At 64.4% G+C, this 17,749-nt stretch carries 12 protein-coding genes; 9 read left to right on the top strand and 3 right to left on the bottom strand.

From position 1 onward, the window contains the following. Positions 1 to 5 precede the first annotated feature (5 nt). The 4 genes from H9529_RS11440 to H9529_RS11425 all read left to right on the top strand — a co-directional run bounded on the left by H9529_RS11440 (position 6) and on the right by H9529_RS11425 (position 5,010). Positions 6 to 1,691, top strand: a complete 1,686-nt coding sequence (locus tag H9529_RS11440; RefSeq protein ID WP_092884379.1) for an ABC transporter permease — start codon at positions 6 to 8, stop codon at positions 1,689 to 1,691. Then, positions 1,688 to 2,326, top strand: coding sequence for an ATP-binding cassette domain-containing protein (locus H9529_RS11435; RefSeq protein ID WP_092884377.1), 639 nt, complete (start codon positions 1,688 to 1,690; stop codon positions 2,324 to 2,326). Before H9529_RS11440 ends, H9529_RS11435 begins: the two co-directional genes overlap by 4 nt. 108 nt (positions 2,327 to 2,434) lie before the next feature. Further along, positions 2,435 to 3,658 (top strand): hypothetical protein, encoded by a 1,224-nt coding sequence (locus H9529_RS11430; RefSeq protein ID WP_092884375.1) that lies wholly within the window; start codon positions 2,435 to 2,437, stop codon positions 3,656 to 3,658. Further along, entirely contained in the window at positions 3,655 to 5,010 is a 1,356-nt protein-coding gene (locus H9529_RS11425) for a cytochrome P450 (RefSeq protein ID WP_092884373.1), read from the top strand. Before H9529_RS11430 ends, H9529_RS11425 begins: the two co-directional genes overlap by 4 nt. A gap of 49 nt (positions 5,011 to 5,059) precedes the next feature. Here H9529_RS11425 and H9529_RS11420 read toward each other — a convergent pair whose 3' ends face one another. Both H9529_RS11420 and H9529_RS11415 read right to left on the bottom strand, forming a co-directional pair. Then, positions 5,060 to 6,865 carry an ABC transporter ATP-binding protein gene (locus tag H9529_RS11420; RefSeq protein ID WP_092884371.1) on the bottom strand — a complete coding sequence of 602 codons (1,806 nt, stop codon included), beginning with the start codon at positions 6,863 to 6,865 and terminating at the stop codon, positions 5,060 to 5,062. Between the two features lie 212 nt (positions 6,866 to 7,077). Then, on the bottom strand, positions 7,078 to 8,610 hold the full coding sequence (locus tag H9529_RS11415; protein ID WP_092885305.1) for a Y-family DNA polymerase: 1,533 nt from the start codon (positions 8,608 to 8,610) through the stop codon (positions 7,078 to 7,080). Positions 8,611 to 8,980: 370 nt separating this feature from the next. Here H9529_RS11415 and rpe point away from each other — a divergent pair, with 370 nt between their 5' ends. From rpe to H9529_RS11390, 5 genes are all read left to right on the top strand, one after another. Beyond that, on the top strand, positions 8,981 to 9,673 hold the full coding sequence (gene rpe / locus H9529_RS11410) for a ribulose-phosphate 3-epimerase (protein WP_092884369.1): 693 nt from the start codon (positions 8,981 to 8,983) through the stop codon (positions 9,671 to 9,673). 26 nt (positions 9,674 to 9,699) lie between these two features. Then, the gene (locus H9529_RS11405) at positions 9,700 to 10,254 is read left to right on the top strand and encodes a thioredoxin family protein (protein ID WP_092884367.1); all 555 of its coding nucleotides are present in this window, start codon (positions 9,700 to 9,702) and stop codon (positions 10,252 to 10,254) included. Continuing rightward, the gene (gph, locus tag H9529_RS11400) at positions 10,251 to 10,898 is read left to right on the top strand and encodes a phosphoglycolate phosphatase (RefSeq protein WP_092884365.1); all 648 of its coding nucleotides are present in this window, start codon (positions 10,251 to 10,253) and stop codon (positions 10,896 to 10,898) included. The genes H9529_RS11405 and gph overlap by 4 nt, the downstream gene beginning before the upstream one ends. Positions 10,899 to 11,123: 225 nt before the next feature. After that, the gene (locus H9529_RS11395; RefSeq protein WP_223814145.1) at positions 11,124 to 12,467 is read left to right on the top strand and encodes an oligosaccharide flippase family protein; all 1,344 of its coding nucleotides are present in this window, start codon (positions 11,124 to 11,126) and stop codon (positions 12,465 to 12,467) included. After that, entirely contained in the window at positions 12,464 to 16,645 is a 4,182-nt protein-coding gene (locus H9529_RS11390) for a non-ribosomal peptide synthetase (protein ID WP_092884361.1), read from the top strand. The genes H9529_RS11395 and H9529_RS11390 overlap by 4 nt, the downstream gene beginning before the upstream one ends. On the opposite strand, the gene hemW is transcribed toward H9529_RS11390, so the two are convergent. Further along, on the bottom strand, positions 16,570 to 17,724 hold the full coding sequence (hemW, locus tag H9529_RS11385) for a radical SAM family heme chaperone HemW (RefSeq protein ID WP_092884359.1): 1,155 nt from the start codon (positions 17,722 to 17,724) through the stop codon (positions 16,570 to 16,572). The two genes, H9529_RS11390 and hemW, sit on opposite strands and share 76 nt — an antisense overlap. Between the last annotated feature and the right edge of the window lie 25 nt (positions 17,725 to 17,749).

The following is a 17,749-nucleotide window of genomic DNA, read 5'->3' as shown; positions in this document are numbered from 1 at the left end:
GCTTTATGTCGGCCACCCGCTTCGCGCCCGCGCTGACGATTGCCTTGCTGACAGGCCCTGTCATCGCGGGTTGCATTGGAATTGTGTTGCCCGCCTTCGGCTATTTGCCCGCCTTGGGGGGCCTGGCGCTCTCCCTAGAGCCATGGCGCGCGTTGCTCGACTGGCCGGGGCTTGGCATCGCGGTGCGCCATTCCATCGCTACTGGCGTCTCGGCCACCGGCATTGCGCTCTTTATAACCCTGTTGATCCTGGCTGCATGGCAGGGCAGCCGCGTTTTTGTCGCCATCACACGCGCGCTGTCACCGCTTTTGTCGGTGCCGCATGCGGCGGCAGCGCTTGGCCTGGCCTTCTTGCTGGCGCCTTCGGGTTGGATCGCGCGCGCGCTGTCGCCTTGGGCCACGGGGTGGCAGCGTCCGCCTGATCTGCTGATCGTCAATGATCCGCTGGGTCTGACGCTGATCGCCGGGCTCGTGATCAAGGAGGTTCCTTTCCTTCTGCTGATGAGCATTGCTGCCCTGTCCCAGATCGATAGCGGCCGGACCCTGCTGTTGACGCAGACCATGGGCTATGGCCGCATCATGGGCTGGGTCAAGGTTGTGTTGCCGCAGCTTTATCCGCAGATCCGGTTGCCGGTGATGGCGGTACTTGCTTATTCCGTGTCCGTCGTCGATATGGCGATGATCCTGGGTCCGACGCGGCCGCCCACCCTTGCAGTGCAGATCCTCGACTGGATGGGAAACCCAGACCTAGCCTATCGCTTTCAGGCATCCGCTGCTGCGGTCCTGCAACTTTTTGTTGCCGCGGCCGCTTTGCTGGCATGGCGATTGACCGAGGGGGGCGTGGCGCAACTCTCCCAGCGCTGGCTGACGGCAGGTGCGCGTGGACGGCACGTCGACCGTGTGGCGCGCCCGGTTGCGCTGGGGCTCGCAGGACTGTCGGTCGGTGCGGTTGCCTTTGGCTTGGCCGGACTGGCCGTTTGGTCCTTTGCCGGGCTGTGGCGGTTCCCGGATCTCTGGCCCCAGACACTCAACTTGCAGACTTGGGACAGGCAAGCAACCGGGCTTACCGGCGCTATTACCCAAACCGTGATCATTGGCCTTTTGGCGACCGGCGCGGCGATCGTCCTGACCCTCGCGTGCCTTCAGGCTGAATACAGGCGCGACGCCGCTGTCCGGCGCGCGCTGCTGGTCTTGTACGTGCCACTCCTGGTGCCGCAGGTCGCTTTTGTCCCCGGTCTGACCACGCTGACACTGATTGCCGGGGTCGCGCCGTCGGTCTGGTTGGTGGCACTGGTCCATTTGGTTTTTGTGCTGCCGTATGTCTTTCTGTCGCTATCCGATCCTTGGCGTACATGGGACCGGCGCGCGGGCGTGGTGGCCCATGCTCTGGGGGCCTCGCACAGTCGCGTGTTCTGGGCGGTGCGGCTTCCTATGCTGTCGCGCGCCATTGCCGTCGCTTGTGCTGTTGGCTTCGCAACCTCTGTTGCGCAATATCTCCCAACTTTGCTTATTAGTGCCGGTCGGATCGACACCCTCACGACCGAGGCCGTGGCCCTGGGATCAGGTGGCAACAGGCGGGTGATCGGGGCATATGCGTTGGCGCAGATGTTGGCCCCCTTCGTGGGCTTTGCGCTGGCGTTGGGTATCCCTGCGCTCTTGTGGCGCAACCGACAGGGGATGCGCGTGACATGACTTTGGTGCTGGACAATTTGACCATCATGAAGCCACAAAGCTGCCTTGCGCGGCTAACCGCCACTATCGCTGCGGGCGAGGTACTCACCATCATGGGGCCATCGGGCTGCGGTAAATCGACCATTCTTTCGGCGATCATTGGCGCGCTCCCCGGCGCATTCACCCAACAGGGCAAGATCTGGCTGGGCGGTCATGATATCACGGCTCTGCCTACGCGGGCGCGCGGCGTTGGCATCATGTTTCAAGATGACATTCTGTTCCCGCATCTCAGCGTGGGGGGTAATCTTGGCTTTGCCTTGCCGCGAGGTATCACAGACCGCCGTGGCCGGATCGAAACCGCCCTGTCGGATGCTGGGCTGCATGGGATGGCCGATCGCGATCCGGCCACGCTCTCGGGCGGCCAACGCGCGCGTGTTGCCCTGATGCGAACGTTGCTTGCCGAACCTGCGGCGCTGTTGCTGGATGAGCCGTTCTCGCGGCTCGACGCTGATCGCCGCACCCGCACCCGCGACTTCGTGTTTCAGCGCGCAAGGGACCGGAAGCTGCCTGTGGTGCTTGTCACCCATGACCGGGAGGATGCTCTGGCCGCCGGCGGGCCGGTCGTGACGGTGCAGGGAGCGCCTGTTTCCCTTTAGGTTGGTGCGCCATAGGTCGCTGCCCCGCGCCGCAATATGGCTTATTCTTGCCGCTTTTTGTCGCTAGGTTCCGCCAAGGCCCGTGGCACGGGCGAACAGGCGCAGAGTATGGCACATCATAAACCGCAATCCGTCAGTAACCGTCGGGTGTTCTACATTCCCGGCTATGACCCGTTTCCGCCGCGTCGTTATCGCGAGCTTTACCGGACCGAGTCAGCTGCGCAGGCGGCTATTTCAGGCTATCAGATCAGCCAGAAGCCAAAGAAAGGCCCTGGCCCTTATGGTTGGCGCGTGACCGCTGCCATTGATGGAACCACCACCGCGTCCGAGATGAATATCCTGATCTGGTCTGACATCGTGCGCGATTCGATGCAGGCAGGGATTGCTGCGACCTATTGGCTGCTTCTGAAGACCTTCTGGATCTATGTCAGCACTGGCGCGATCTTTCGGCTGTTCCGCCTTCGCGCGGGTCCAGGCATCGCGGCCATGTATCCCGTGGTGATGCTGTTGGGCCAACTGGCGCTGGCGCTGATGCTTGCTGCGGGCGTGGGCTGGGCATTGTCCTATCTGATGCCCAGTGTCGCCGCCTATGTGCTTGGGCTTGCCGTGGTACCCCCGGTTCTGATGCTGTTTCGGCGACTGGATGGTCGGTTCTTCGTCTACTATCTGCTGCATGATTATGCCTTCACCGCGCGGCATCTGGGTCGCAACCCACCGCAGCTTCAGGCCCGTTTGCGCGAAATGGCTGACATGATCGCCGATGCCTTGCAGGACGATACGCTGGATGAGGTTCTGGTCGTTGGCCATTCCTCGGGCGTGCATCTGGGCGTGTCCATCTTGGCCAATGTGGTCCGACGCGGTGCGGTTAGCGATGACGGGCCGCGCCTTGCCTTTCTGTCGCTGGGACATTGCGTGCCGATGCAAAGCTATCTGCCCCATGCCGATGCCCTGCGTGCGGATCTGCACTACCTGTCGCAACGCCGGGAACTCACATGGGTCGATGTGACGGCGCCGGGCGATGGGTGTTGCTATGCGCTCTGTGACCCGGTCGCGACCAGTGGTGCTGCGCCCGCAAAGGGGCAGCGCTGGCCGATTGTCGTGTCGGCCGCGTTCAGCCAAAGCCTGACGCCCCAGACTTATGCCAAGTATAAGCGTCGGTATTTTCGGCTGCATTTTCAGTACCTCTGTGCCTTCGACGCCCCGCGCGACTATGACTACTTTCAGATCACCGCCGGGCCTCGGACGCTGGCCGACCGCTATGCCGGGCGCGGCTCATCCGCCAGCACCACGCGGCGGTCATTGAACCCCTACGCCACCCGGATGCCCGAATGACCCTGCCACCCAAACCGCAGCATCGCCCCGGGAGCGTGTCATTCCTGCGGCATTTGGCGATGTTTCGACAGGATATCCTGTCGACCCAGCCTGCGCGGCTCTATCGCGCCAAGATGGCTGAGTTTCGGCTGCCTTTCCTGCGATCCTTCCTCATCAACCAGCCTGATCTGATCCGCACTGTCTTGTCCGACCGCCCTGATGATTTTCCGAAGTCCCACCGTGTGCGCGAAGGCCTGCTGCCGCTTCTGGGCAATTCAGTGTTTGTAACCAATGGCGATCAATGGAAGCGCCAGCGCCGGATGATCGACCCGGCGTTTGAGGGGGGGCGGCTGCGCGATACATTTCCGGCGATGCTGGCTGCCGGGCAGGCCGCTGTTGGGCGCCTGTCGCCGGGTGGTGTGACCGAGGTTGAGGGCGTGCTTAGCCATGCTGCCGCCGATGTGATCTTCCGCACGCTATTCTCGATCCCCATCGAGGACCGGATCGCTGCGGCGGTATTCGAGCAGTTTCGCGCGCATCAGCGCACCCAGCCTATCCTGAACCTGGCCGCGATGATCCCCTGGCCCCGCTGGTTGCCCCGCCCGCACCGCCGCACCACCCGCGCCACGGCAGCGGCCATCCGCGACCTGATCGGACAGTTGACCGTGCAGCGCAAAGAGGCGATTGCTGCGGGCACCGCCCCGAATGATCTCGCCACCCAGATCATGACGACGAAAGATCCCGTCACCGGTGACCAGTTCGACTCCGCTGAGATGATCGATCAAGTCGCGATCTTCTTTCTGGCCGGGCATGAAACCAGTGCATCAGCGCTGTCCTGGGCGCTCTATCTGCTCGCCACCCATCCCGAGGTTCAGGAAAATGTGGCCGCCGAAGCCGATGCCGCGCTGGCCGAGCCCCCAGTTTTCGCCACCCTGTCGAAACTGCCCTTCACCCGCGATGTCTTCCGCGAGACCCTGCGTCTTTACCCTTCGGTGCCAATGATGGTGCGTCAGACCACCCGGTCCGAGGTCTTTCGCAACCGCCAGGCGCCCAGGGGGGCGCAGGTCATCATCAGCCCGTGGCATATGGGCCGGAACGAAAACATTTGGCCCGACCCGCATGCTTTCCGCCCCGATCGCTGGCAAACGCCCGAAAACCGCGCCCATGCCCGTGACGCCTACTTGCCGTTTTCCGCTGGGCCGCGCGTCTGTTCTGGCGCGGGTTTCGCTATGGCCGAAGGGGTTTTGCTTCTGGCGCTGCTGACGCGTGCCTTTCGGTTCAGCGCGGTGCCCGGGCGCATTCCTGTCCCCGTCGCACATCTGACCGTCCGGTCCAAAAGCGGCATCTGGCTGGATATTCAGCCGCGTTCGTGACGTTTTGGGCAGGGCAGGGGCGGTTTGCATCTCTGGGGGCGGCTGTGCCTCAGGGCTTTTGCCCCGGCGTGTTGAACTGCAATGCATGCAGCCGGGCATATGCGCCATTCTGCGTCATCAGCGCATCGTGGTTCCCGGTCTCGATGATTTGCCCGCGCTCCATCACCAGGATCTGGTCGGCGCGCCGGACGGTGGCCAGCCGGTGCGCGATGACAAACGTGGTGCGCCCCGCAGACAGCCGGTCGAGCGCCGCCTGAACCAGCGATTCCGATTTGGCGTCCAGCGCGCTTGTCGCCTCATCCAGCAGCAGGATCGGCGCATCGCGCAGCAATGCCCGGGCGATCGCAACACGCTGCCGCTGTCCGCCCGACAGGGAAGAGCCACGCGGCCCGGCCCGCGTGTCCAGCCCCTGTGGCAGGCTGTCAAGGAACTCGGTCACATGTGCATCGGCCAGTGCGGCGTGCAGCCGTTCTTCGGACACGCCCTCGGCGCCCATCAGCACATTGTCGCGGATGGTTTCGTCAAAAAGTGCCGTATCCTGGCTGACGACCGAGAAAAGGCCGCGCAGGCTGTGCAGATCCATCCCGCGAATGTCTTGCCCCCCGATCATCACCCCGCCAGACTGCGGATCGGCCAGCCGTGTCAGCAGGGTAAAGACAGTGGTTTTCCCGGCTCCGGACGGTCCGACAATCGCGGTGGTGGTGCCCACTTTCGCGGTCAGGCTGATGCCGCGCAGGACCGGGTCTTCGTCGTAGGCGAAGAATACGTCGTGCATCGAAACCTCGGCGTGTGCTCGGGCAGGTGGGGCAACGGCGGGGCTCTCGGGGTTTACGATCGTTGGTTTGATGGCCAATAGCGCATACAGCCGCTCCAGGCTGGCTAGCGTGGCCTGCCACAATCCGGTAATGTCGCCCAGCTTGCGAAGCGGGTCGAAGATCAGCCCGATGGCGGTGAAAAAGCTCATGAACTGGCCGACAGTCCGCTCACCGTCGATAATCTGCATGCCACCATAAATCAGTACCGCCGCAAAGCCGATGGCCGCAACCAAGTCAATGACCGAAGAAATCGCCGATTGTCCGATGATCGCCCGGATCGCTGCGCTGACATAGCGCGCCATGATGCTGCGATAGCGCCCGGCCTCACGCGCTTCGGATCCGGTCAGTTGCACGGTGGCGATGCCGTGGAAAATCTCATCCAGCCGGTTGGAACTGTCGGCTGCCGTCTGCCGCGCCGTGGTGCTTTTGCGGCGCACGATGCGTTGCAGCGCCGTCATAGGCAAGATCATCAACGGGATGCCGAGCAGCGCGATCAGCGTCCACAGCCAGTCTGTATAGATCGCAACGGCCAGAAGGGCGACGACCGAAACCCCTTCGCGCGCAACGCCGGGGACAAGGCGGGTGAAGACCGCGCCGATGGCCATGGTATCGCCGCGCACCCGTTCGATCAGGTTGCCGGGCGAGTGGCGCTGATAAAAACCCTGATCCAGTCGCATCAGATGCGACAAGAGGGTCGTCTGCACCTCGGCGATTACGGTTTCCGAGGTATATGCCATGATGGCGCGGTGGATCAGCCGGGTGACTGCGCGGACGACGAATACTGCGGCGACGCCAAAGGCCACGACATAGACCATATCGGCACGTCCGGCGACCAGCACTTCATCGAACATCGGGCGGACCAGATAGCTGAATGCGCCCAGCATCGACCCTTCGACCGCCATCAGAGCCATGGCGATGCCGATCAGCCACAGGCGGCGGCGCACGAACCCGTCCCACAGCCAGCGCCCCACCTCTTTGTCGGCGGCGGCGCGCAGGGATTTACTGGGCGCTTGCGTGTGGGGGGGCGGGGTATCGGTCATCAGTGGGCGTCCTTGGGCGAATGCGTGGCGTCCTTCTAGCCGCTCTGGCCGGGATCGCAAACCCATACTCGGGCCGGTGTTGTGGCGCAAAGCCATAGCATGCCGTTCTGTGCTGCGATCCTGGGCCGGAAGGGGGCGTCGGTCAGCCTGGGTGGTGCGCCATCCGCGGCTTTACCGGCGGCGGGGGTGTCGGGCGGGCTTCGACCCCCGCCTCAGGCGAACACCCCATGCACCGCCCATCCGCCCGCTTGCGGCGTGTGAAACATCCACAACCGCAGGCCTTGCGCGGTCTCAACCCGCCAGTAATCGCGCAATCCGTTGCGCCAGGCGGGGTCGTCCAGCCACCATTCTGGCGTCAGGCGTTCCGGCCCCTGCGCGGCGGTGGTGGTCAGGACCTGCCTGCGCCAGCGGAATCGGTGGGGTGGCTGGGGGCCGGTGCAGTCCAGCGGTTCGGGGGGGAACAGGTGCAACGGGCGCTCATGGCCCGTGGGCCATTCGTCCGGCATGTCCGCGTGCACGGCCGAGGCGATCAGGAAGCTGCGTTCGGGAATATGGCTTTCTGCGGGCAGAAACCGCTGCAGATTGTCAAAGCCGATGCGGTTGCCCAGCCGGGTCAGCAGATCGGCCAGCCCCTCGGTGTCGGCGCCATCGTTACCGGCAACTGATCCTCCGGCGCCGGTATGGTAGCCCCCCATGCCATGGCCCGCATGGATCTGACGGGCGGGCAGGGGGTCGGTCAGCGGTGCTGTCAGGCGCATCTGTTCGATGCCAAAGCCAGCGTCGATACTTTCAATCGCGCGGTCAAACAGCAGCAGAATGGCAGGCACGTCGTGCATCGGGCGGGCCAGCCCGATCTCTGCCTGAATGGCTGACCCGTCCACCCGCGCCAGATCCAGCCGCAGCCGCCGCGCGCCCAGCTCGGCCTTGGCCAGCGTGTCGCACAGCCGGTGCAGCAGGCGCGCCAGCCCGGCGCGCAGGTCGCTTTGCAGCCCGATCGGCTCTGGGAGGGTCAGGCGGGTACCGAAATGCTGCCGCGCGGGTTCGGGGTCCACCGGTTCAGCCGCCGCGCCCATCGCCTGATCCAGCCGCAACAGTACCTGCTGGCCAAAGCGCCGCGCCAGCGTGGCGCGCGGCAGTTGCGTCAGATCGCGCACCAGCCGCAGGCCCATCCGGTCAAGCGCGGCGCAGGTGTCGTCCTCCAGCCGCAGGGCGGCCAGCGGCAGCGGCCCGAGGGCGTGCATGCTCTGACCCGGCGCGGCAATCGCCGGCGTGTCCGCCGTTGCCTGAAGGCGTGCCAGAGCCCATGCCGCGCCTTTCGTGTCGGCCAGCCCACAGCGCCCGGCCAGCCCGGCGCGGCCCAGCCGGGCGGTCATTTCTTCGGCCATCGCGCTTTCGCCGCCCATCAGATGCGCCGCGCCGGTGATGTCCAGCATCAGCCCGTCATCACCGTCGCGCGCCACCCATGGTGCATAGCGAAGCGCCCAGCGGCGCAGTGCATCCAGCGTCTGCCCCTGCGCCTCTGCCTCATGCGGGCGGGTGATCAGGTCGGGGCACATCGCGCGCGCATCGGTCAGCGCCATGCCCCGGCGCAGCCCCAGCTGCGTGGCGGCGGCGTTCAGGCAATGCACCCGCTCCGCCGCGCCCGCTGTGGCCACCACGACAAACGGCCCCGGCACCGCCTGCCTGCGCAGAACACGGTCCGAGGCAAGATGCGGCAACCAGAGAGAGAGGAGGCGTCGAGGCATGATTTGCGCATGGAAGAATCGTTTGTTCCTGATATGTTCACATATAGGCCGCGCCATGCGCAGAGTCGATTCAATTTGCCCGGTACGCCGGGGCAGGGACCTTTTGTCGCGCAAGAGCGGCGCCATCTGAGGTGTCTTTTAGGCCGTGTTAGTAACGTTTCAGGCATGTCCGCCGCAGCCCGTGCGGGGGCGCGGGCGCTAGGCGCTGCATCCCGCTGTGGCGCTACATTCGCGGAAATTGCGCAAACCGGCATGGACGCGCTGGCCGACCTGTGCAAGGAACGCTGTGATGCTTGGCGCCACCGGGCAGTCTTGCAACCCTTGGCCATACGTTGGGCGACATGGCCGCGTGCTATAAGGACCAAACGCCATGACCTTTTCCCGGGCCATCAAGATCGCCCCTTCTATCCTGTCCGCCGATTTTGCCAATTTTGGGGCCGAGTGTCAGGCGATCGAGGCACAGGGCTGCGACTGGGTGCATGTCGATGTGATGGACGGCCATTTCGTGCCCAACATCACCTTTGGCCCTGCCACTTGCGCGGCAATCCGCCCGCATATCAAGGGCGTGATGGATGTGCATCTGATGATCGCGCCGGTGGATGCTTATATCGACGCTTTCGCGCAATCGGGGGCGGATATCATCACCGCGCATCTGGAGGCCGGGCCGCATATCCACCGGACGCTTCAGGCCATTCGCGGCGCGGGGGCGAAGGCCGGGCTTGCGCTGAACCCCGGCACTGGGATCGAAAATATCGGGTATCTGTTGGATATGGTCGATCTGATTTGCGTGATGACGGTCAACCCCGGCTTTGGCGGGCAGAAGTTCATTCGCTCGCAGGTTGACAAGGTTGCGCGACTGCGCGCCATGATCGGCGACCGCCCCATTCATATCGAGATCGACGGGGGTGTGACCCCGGACACCGCGCCACTTGTGGCGGCTGCGGGCGCGGATGTGTTGGTCGCGGGCTCGGCGGTATTCAAGGGCGGCTCGGTCACTAACCCGGCGCCCTATGGCGCCAACATCCAAGCAATCCGCGACGCTGCGACCGCCGCCCTCAGCTGACCCCGCCCCTCCGCAGGAGTATCCCCATGGCCGTAAGCCCCCCCGTTTGTGACTTTGGTTGGAAAGCGCCCGATTTTGCGCTGCCCGCCACCGATGGCAGGATCTACAGCCTGCGCGATATTGCCGGGCAGAAGGGCACGCTGATCATGTTCATCTGGAACCATTGCCCCTACGTGCTGGCCGTGCTTGAGCGGGTGATCCGTGACGCGCGCGACTTGCAGGCGCTGGGCCTTGGGGTCGCGGCGATCTGCGCCAATGATGCGGATGCCTATCCCGCTGACAGTTTTTCGCGCATGGGGGAGATGGCGCAGCAGCATGCCTTTCCCTTCCCCTATCTGCATGATGCGACGCAAGACGTAGCGCGTGCCTGGGGTGCGGCTTGCACGCCGGATTTCTTTGGCTTCAACGCTGATGGCGGCTTGCAGTACCGGGGGCGTCTGGATGCATCGCGCAACAAAAGCGGCCCCGCCGATGCACGTCGTGAACTGTTCGAGGCAATGAAGCAAGTAGCCGCGACCGGGCAGGGCCCGCAGCACCAGATCCCGTCGATGGGCTGTTCAATCAAGTGGAAAGCAGCATGAGCGCGATTGTCTTCGACCTTGACGGTACCCTTGTCCACAGTGCACCTGATATCGCCGCCGCTGCCAACCGGATGCTGCAAGAGGCTGGGCATCCGCCGCTGGACATGGCGACCGCGATCACCTTCGTCGGCAAGGGCATCCCGCATTTCGTCGGACAAGTCATGGCGCATTATGGCATCGATCCTGCACAGCATGCGGCGCTGACCGCCCGGATGGTCGCACATTACACCGCCCATCCCGCCGATCTGACACGGCCCTACCCGGGTGTGGTCGCGACGCTGGAGGTGCTGACAGCGCAAGGCCATGCGCTGGGCATATGCACCAACAAGTTTCACGCGCAATCGGTACAGATCCTTGATGCGCTGGACCTTTCGCGCTTCTTTGGCGTGGTGATCGGTGGCGACAGCCTGCCAGTGAAAAAGCCCGATCCCGCGCCGATGCACGCTGCCTTTGCCGCGTTGCCCGGTGCGCCGCTGCTCTATGTCGGCGATAGTGAGACCGATGCCGAAACCGCGCGCCGCGCGGGACAGCGTTTTGCCTTGTTCACCGAAGGCTACCGCCAGGCCCCGGTGGCAGAACTGCCGCATGCATTCGCCTTTGGCGATTTTGCGACTCTGCCCGATTTCGTGGACGGGCTGGCCTGAGGCGCCGCGAAGTTGCTTCAGAACCGGAAACAAAGACACCAAAGATTCGCCGCATTGTTGCCCCAGACACCCAGTACCCCGGAAAAAAGCGTCTTTGGGGATGTGCCGGGCTGCCATTTGTTGTGATTAGTTGTTTGGTAGCTTCTGAGCATTCCACCCGAAGGCCCGAATGTAGGGTGAGCAGGTCGGATGCAGGCAGTACTTCAGGGTTTTCAAAGCAGGTTCATGGGTAACGGTCTGATATCGCGGGTGATGCGGGGATCGGTTGTTACGGTTATCGGCTTTGGCGGCGGTCAGGCCCTTCGGCTGGCGGGCAACCTGATCCTGACGCGTCTTCTGGTGCCCGAGGCCTTTGGCCTCATGGCGCTGGTCACCGTGGTGGTCATCGGGCTGAAGATGTTCTCGGATGTGGGGATCATGCAGTCTATCATGCGCAGCCCGCGCGGAGATGAGCCAGAGTTCCTGAACACCGCCTGGACGCTGGATGTCATTCGGGGTTTCATCATCTGGGGGCTGGCATGCCTGATGGCCTGGCCCATGGCGCAGTTTTATGGCTCGCCCGAGTTGCAGTACATCATTCCTGTCGCCGCAATGGTGCTGGTTTTCGCGGGGTTCGAGCCGTCAAACGTTGATTCCGCCGCGCGCCATCTGGCGCTGGGGCGGGTGACAATGCTGGACCTGCTCAGTCAGTTTGTGGCCATTGTCACCATGGTTGCACTGGCGCTGGTGTTCCGGTCGGTCTGGGCGCTGGTGGCGGGGCAATTGGTCGGCTCGGTTGCAAAGCTCTTGCTGATGCATTTTGGCCTCCCGGGTATCCGAAACGCTTTCCGGCTTGAACGCTGCGCGGTGCGCGAGCTGGTGGGCTTCGGCAAATGGGTCTTCCTCAGCACGGTTGCGGGGTTTCTTGCGCTTCAGGGCGATAAGCTGATCTTGGGAAAGTTCCTGACGCTCGAGATGCTGGGGATCTACAACATCGGCTATTTTCTGGCCAGCGTGCCTGTGATGCTGGCCTATGCGCTGGTCGGGCGCATGGTCATTCCGGTCTATCGTGAAACCCCGCCTGCTGCGTCGCGCGCCAATTTCCTGCTGTTGCGGCGGATGCGGTTTTCCCTGACAGGGGCGCTGGTGGCGCTGTCGGCAATGCTGGCGCTGTCCGGGGTTTCGCTGGTCGATCTGCTATATGATGACCGCTATGTGCAGTCGGGGCCTATTTTGGTGCTGCTGTCGGTCGCGTTCATGGTGCAGATCATCGGGATGGGCTATGATCAGATCGCGCTGGCGATGGGCGACTCGCGCCGTTTCTTTGCCGTGACGGCGGTGCGGTCGGTGCTGCTTTTGGGCTGTGTGCTGATCGGTGTGATGAACTTCGGGTTGGTCGGCGCGCTGCTGGGGCAGGGCGTGGCGTTTGTGTTGACGTATCCGTTCATCGTCTGGTTGGCGCGGCGCTATGGCGCCTGGGATCCGCTGCATGATGCGACGATGGCGGCAGCGACGGCCTTGGTCGCGGCGTTGGCGCTGTGGATAAACCTGGATGCTGTCGCCACCTTGCTGAACGGGGGTGGCGTATGACCGTCATGGGGAAACTGCTGGATCGCACGCTTTCCATGGGCGTCCCTGCTGATCCCGCGCGCAAAGCACCGCTGACGCCTGCGCAGGCCGGGTTGCTTTTGCAAAGTGCGCTGTCCGGCATCCCTGCACTGAACGTGATCCAGATCGTTGCGCGCTTTGAGGGAGAGGATGTGAACCCCCGCTTCATGGCACAGGCGTGGCAGGCCATGGCTGACAGGCATCCCGCGCTACGGCTGGCCATCGATGCCGGGGCCGAGGAAGGCCCGCAACAAAGCGTTCTTCCTTCGGTCAGCGTGCAGATGACGACGCATGACTGGAGCCACCGCACCGTCGGTGATCAGGAAAACGCGTTGGCGCATTGGCTGGCCGCCGACAAGACCCGCGGCGCTGCGGTCGATGCAGTGCCCAACTGGCGTGTGGCCTGGCTGCGGCTGGGCGCGCGGCGGTCGGTGCTGGTCTGGACCTTTCACCACGCGGTGCTGGATGGGACCAGCTTCCGTCTGGTCCTTGACGATCTTTTCACGGTCTATGACGGTTTGTGCAACCGGCGCGCCGCGCGGTTGGCTCCGCTGCCTGCAGCGCCCGGGTTTCTGGATCATTGCGACGCTGTTGCAGCGCAAGACAAATCCGCCGCCGTCGCGCATTTTCGGGCGCTTTTGTCAGGGTTTGACGCGCCAAATGCGCTACCCGCAACCTTCTGTCAGGGTGCGTCTGGCACCATGTCCGAGCGTCGGTTCATCACCACAACCCTCAGCGCAGCGGACAGCCGGGCCATTCATGCGCGGGCGCAGGCCGCCGGTGCGACGGCGGCCAATCTGGTCTCTGCGGCGTGGGGGTTGGTCCTGACACGGGTGTCGGGGCGCAGTGGTGCGGTGTTCGGGCTGACCCGATCCGGTCGGCACCTACTGCCTGATGCGGCGAACGTCGCTGGGTGCCTGATAAACACCCTGCCGGTGCGCGTAGATGCTGATTCTGACACCACCGTCGACGCTCTGTTGACTGAACTGCGGGGTCAGACCCTGGCGGCGCAGCCTTTTGAAACTGTCTCGCCAAGCGATATTGCCGCAGCCAGCGATATCGGGCCTGAACGCGCGCTGTTCGACAGTATCGTGATGTTTGACCGTGGGTCGCTGGCCGTGCAAATGCAGGCGAAAGGCCCGGACTGGCAGTCGCGACATATCTGCGAGATCAGCCACATCGCCACGCCGGTCACGGTTGCGGTCTATGATGATCCGCAGATGCTGGTGCAGTTTGAATACGACCCCTCGCGCTTGTCCGGGGCGGGCGCGGCGCGGCTGGCCGAGTATCTTAACGCAACTTTGCGCGCGCTGGCCGCCGCGCCGCCCGGCGCGCGCTTGGGCGATATCGACATGCTGCCCGCGGCTGAGCGCTCTGCCCTGTTGGCGCTGGGTCAGCCCGACCATCCCACCCCAACGGATGCGGGCGCGCGCGGTGTCGTCGCCCGGTTCGCGGATGCTGCGGCGCGATTCCCCGAACGGCCGGCCGTCAGCCAGATCGGCGTGCCGGGCCGGCTGAGCTATGCCCAGCTTGACAGCCGGGCTGATCAGATCGCGGCAAAGCTGCAACATCGGGGCGTCAGGGTGGGCGATACGGTGGGCCTGGCCTTGCCGCGCGGGGCGGACTACGTGGCGGCGCTTCTGGGCGCGCTGAAGGCTGGCGCCAGCTTCGTGCCGCTGGACCCCACCTATCCGGCGGCGGTTCTGGCTGATATGGTTGACCGCGCTGGCCTTGCCTGCCTGGTTTGCCAAGGGACATTTGCCCAGACCATTGGCATGCCCGATATCCCGACACTGAGCATGACGCAGGATTTGGGTGCAGAGGCCGTTGGCCCCGCCTTGCCGCAGCCGGTAGGGTATGATCCTGCGCGGCGGGCCTATGTGATCTTCACCTCGGGGTCCAGCGGACAACCTAAAGGGGTAGAAGTTTCGCATAACGCACTGGCGCACCATGCCGATGCCGCCATCGGGGCCTATCGGCTGACCCACACGGACCGGGTGCTTCAGTTCACCAGCCAGTCCTTTGATATCTCCATCGAAGAGATCTTGCCGACCCTGCTTGCGGGCGGGCATCTGGTGCTGCGCAACGATGCCGTGGTGCAGTCGGGACATGATTTCGTGACCGCGCTGGACGCGCAGCAGATCACCGTCCTGAACCTGCCGACCGCCTTCTGGCATGCGCTGGCCGAACACCTGGAGGAGACCGGCGGTGCGGCGCTGCCTTCCTCGTTGCGGCTGTTGATTGCGGGGGGCGAACGCGTGTCGCCCACGGTGCTGGCCCGCTGGCGCGGCATGTTCCCCGGGCTGCGCTGGCTCAATGGCTACGGTCCGACAGAGGCGACGATTACCGCCACCCTCTATGATCCGGCAGAGTATGCGTTCGACGGAGGCGATGTGCCCATCGGCCGCCCGTTCGGCCATGCACGGGCCTATGTGGCCTGCGTTGATGGCAGCCTTGCGCCGATGGGCGTCGATGGTGAGCTGTGGGTTGGTGGCCCTGCAGTTGCCCACGGCTATTTGGGGCGTGAGGATCTGACGCGCGCCGCCTTCCTGCCCGACCGCTTCGCCTCCGGCGCCACGCCGGCTGACCGCGTCTACCGCACTGGCGACCGGGTTGCCTGGCGCGGCGATGGCACGCTGCGCTACTTTGGCCGCATGGACCGTCAGGTGAAGCTGCGCGGCTACCGCATCGAGCCCGCTGCGATCGAGGCTGCACTGGAACGCCACACGGGCGTCGGTGTCGCCGTGGTTGCGGTGGACAATCCCGACAGCGCGCATGCGCAGCTTCTGGCCTGGGTGCGTCCGCGCGCCGCAGCCGACGCGCCGCTGTGCCTGAGGGAGCTGCAAGCCAGCCTGTCGGAGCATCTACCCGCGCATATGCTGCCTGTGATCCAGATCGTGGCCGACCTGCCGCAGACCCCCGGCGGCAAAACAGATGTCGCCCGCCTGCCGCGCCCTGCCGCGCCACAACCCGCAGCCGCGCCGGCGCAGACCGATGCGGCGACGCAAAAGTTACAGGCGATCTTTGCACGGCTGCTCGATACGGCCAGGGTCGATCCGGACGTGTCGTTCTTTGACCTTGGCGGTCACTCGTTGCTGTCGGTCCGGTTGATGAGCCTGATCCAGCGCGATTTTGGCCAGCGTCTGACACTGGCCACCCTGTACCAGTTTCCAACCGCGCGCGGCCTTGCTTCGGAACTGGGGCGCGCGGGGGCGCGGCCCGGGGGGCTGTCGTGCATCGTGCCGATCCAGCCTGCGGGTAACGGTCCACCCCTGTTCATGGTGCAGGTGCTGGGGCCGGAAGCATCCTATATCCGTCCGCTGGCGGCGCATCTGGCGCCGCGCCGTCCGGTGTATGGCCTGACGATTGACATGTTCGACCCCGACACACCGGCAACGATCCCAGAGATCGCCGCGATCTACTGCGCTAATATCCAGAGCCAGTACCCAACAGGTCCGATCTGTCTGGCTGCGGTGTCGAACGGCGCCTATATGGCGCTGGAACTGGCGCAGCAGCTGGTTGCTGCTGGGCGCAATGTCGCGGGGCTTTATTTCCTGGATGCCAGCGGGCCGGGCGGCCGCCCGCAGAATCCGCGACAGGCGACGACGTTGGGGTATCTGCGCCAACTGGTGCACAATTTTGGCGGTGTGGTTCGGGGCCGTTCGCATCATGCATGGATGACCCTGCGGTTTGAGGCAGAGAAACTGCGCCTGCGGCTGTCCGCCCATCGTGCACTGCCGATGTTGGCGCAGGCGTCTGACGCAGCGCTGGTCACCGATCTTGCGCATCAGGCGAAACTGGCGCTGCTGATCAAGGCGTACCACCCCGCGCCCTATCCCCGCCTGATCACTGTTTTCCGCAGCAAGGAACAGACCTATGACAGCAAGGCCGCAATTTCCAGCGGGTTGGGCTGGGCCCCGGTCGCTGCTGTGGGCTTCGAGATGATCGACGTGCCGGGCTATCACCTGACGACGCTGCAAGACCCGAATGTGCACGCGTTGGCCCGCATCATCAGCCGCAAGATGCAGGCGATCGAGGCGGGACAGGGCGCGGCGGGCCTTGATCGCCGCCGCCGCGTCAATCTTCAGCCCAGAAGTTCGGACAGTACCGAATTCAGCAAGATCCGCCCGGCGTCGGTGACGCTCAGGCAATCGTCCTGAACGCGGATCAGCCCCATATCTGAAAGGCCGTTCAGCCGGGATACGGGCAGACCCACGCCATTCAGCGCTGCATAGCGCGACAGGCTGCTGCCTTCGCGCAGGCGCAGGCTCATCAGCAGGTATTCGGTGGCCTGCGCATTCGGGGTCAGCACCTCGGACACGCTGGTGCCGTCGCCCCCGCGTTCGACCATCTCCAGCCATTTGCCCGGGGCCAGTGGGGTCTCTGTTGCCATGCGCCCGCCGTTCAGTGTCAGGCGGCCGTGGGCGCCGGGGCCGATACCCGCATAATCGCCGTAGCGCCAGTAAATCAGGTTGTGCCGAGATTCTGCGCCCGGGCGGGCGTGGTTCGAGACTTCATAGGGATGCAGACCCAGCGCATCGCAGGTGTCCTGCGTGTCCGTGTACATATCGGCGGCCAGATCATCGACCGGCAGCCCGCCGAGTTTTCCCGCCAGGAAGCGCGACCCAAAGGCCGTCCCATCCTCGACCGTCAATTGGTAAAGCGACAGGTGATCGACCGCCATCGCTGCGGCCTCTCGCAATTCGGCGCGCCAGTCGTCCAGCGTTTGATATTGCCGGGCATAGATCAGGTCAAAGCTGACACGGTCGAATATGCCGCGCGCCACGTCGAATGCCGCCCGCGCCTCGGATGCCGAATGCAGGCGGCCCAGCCGCTTCAGATCGGCGTCGCGCAGCGACTGGATGCCCATGGACAACCGGTTTACGCCAGCGTCGGCGAAACCCGCGAAGCGCCCTGCATCGCTGGATGTCGGGTTGGCCTCCAGCGTGATTTCCAGATCATTGGCGGGTGTCCATGTATCACGGATGGCCGCGATCACGGCGGCCACCACATCGGGTTGCATCAGGCTGGGCGTGCCGCCGCCGAAGAACACGGTGTTCAGCACACGCCCTTGCGTCAGCGCGCCGACACGCCGGATTTCCGAAAGATAGGCCGCCTGCCAGCGCGTCTGGTCAATTTGTGCACTGACATGGCTGTTGAAGTCACAATAGGGGCATTTCGCCTGACAAAACGGCCAGTGAATATAGAGGCCGAAGCCGCCTGCCTGCCAATCCTCCACGGGTTAGGCCGCCCGGGCGAAGTAT

It is taken from the genome of Roseicitreum antarcticum, from assembly GCF_014681765.1.
GTDB lineage: Bacteria > Pseudomonadota > Alphaproteobacteria > Rhodobacterales > Rhodobacteraceae > Roseicitreum > Roseicitreum antarcticum.
The sequence above is the reverse complement of the archived record's forward strand: the minus strand, read 5'-3'. Positions and strand labels throughout refer to the sequence as shown.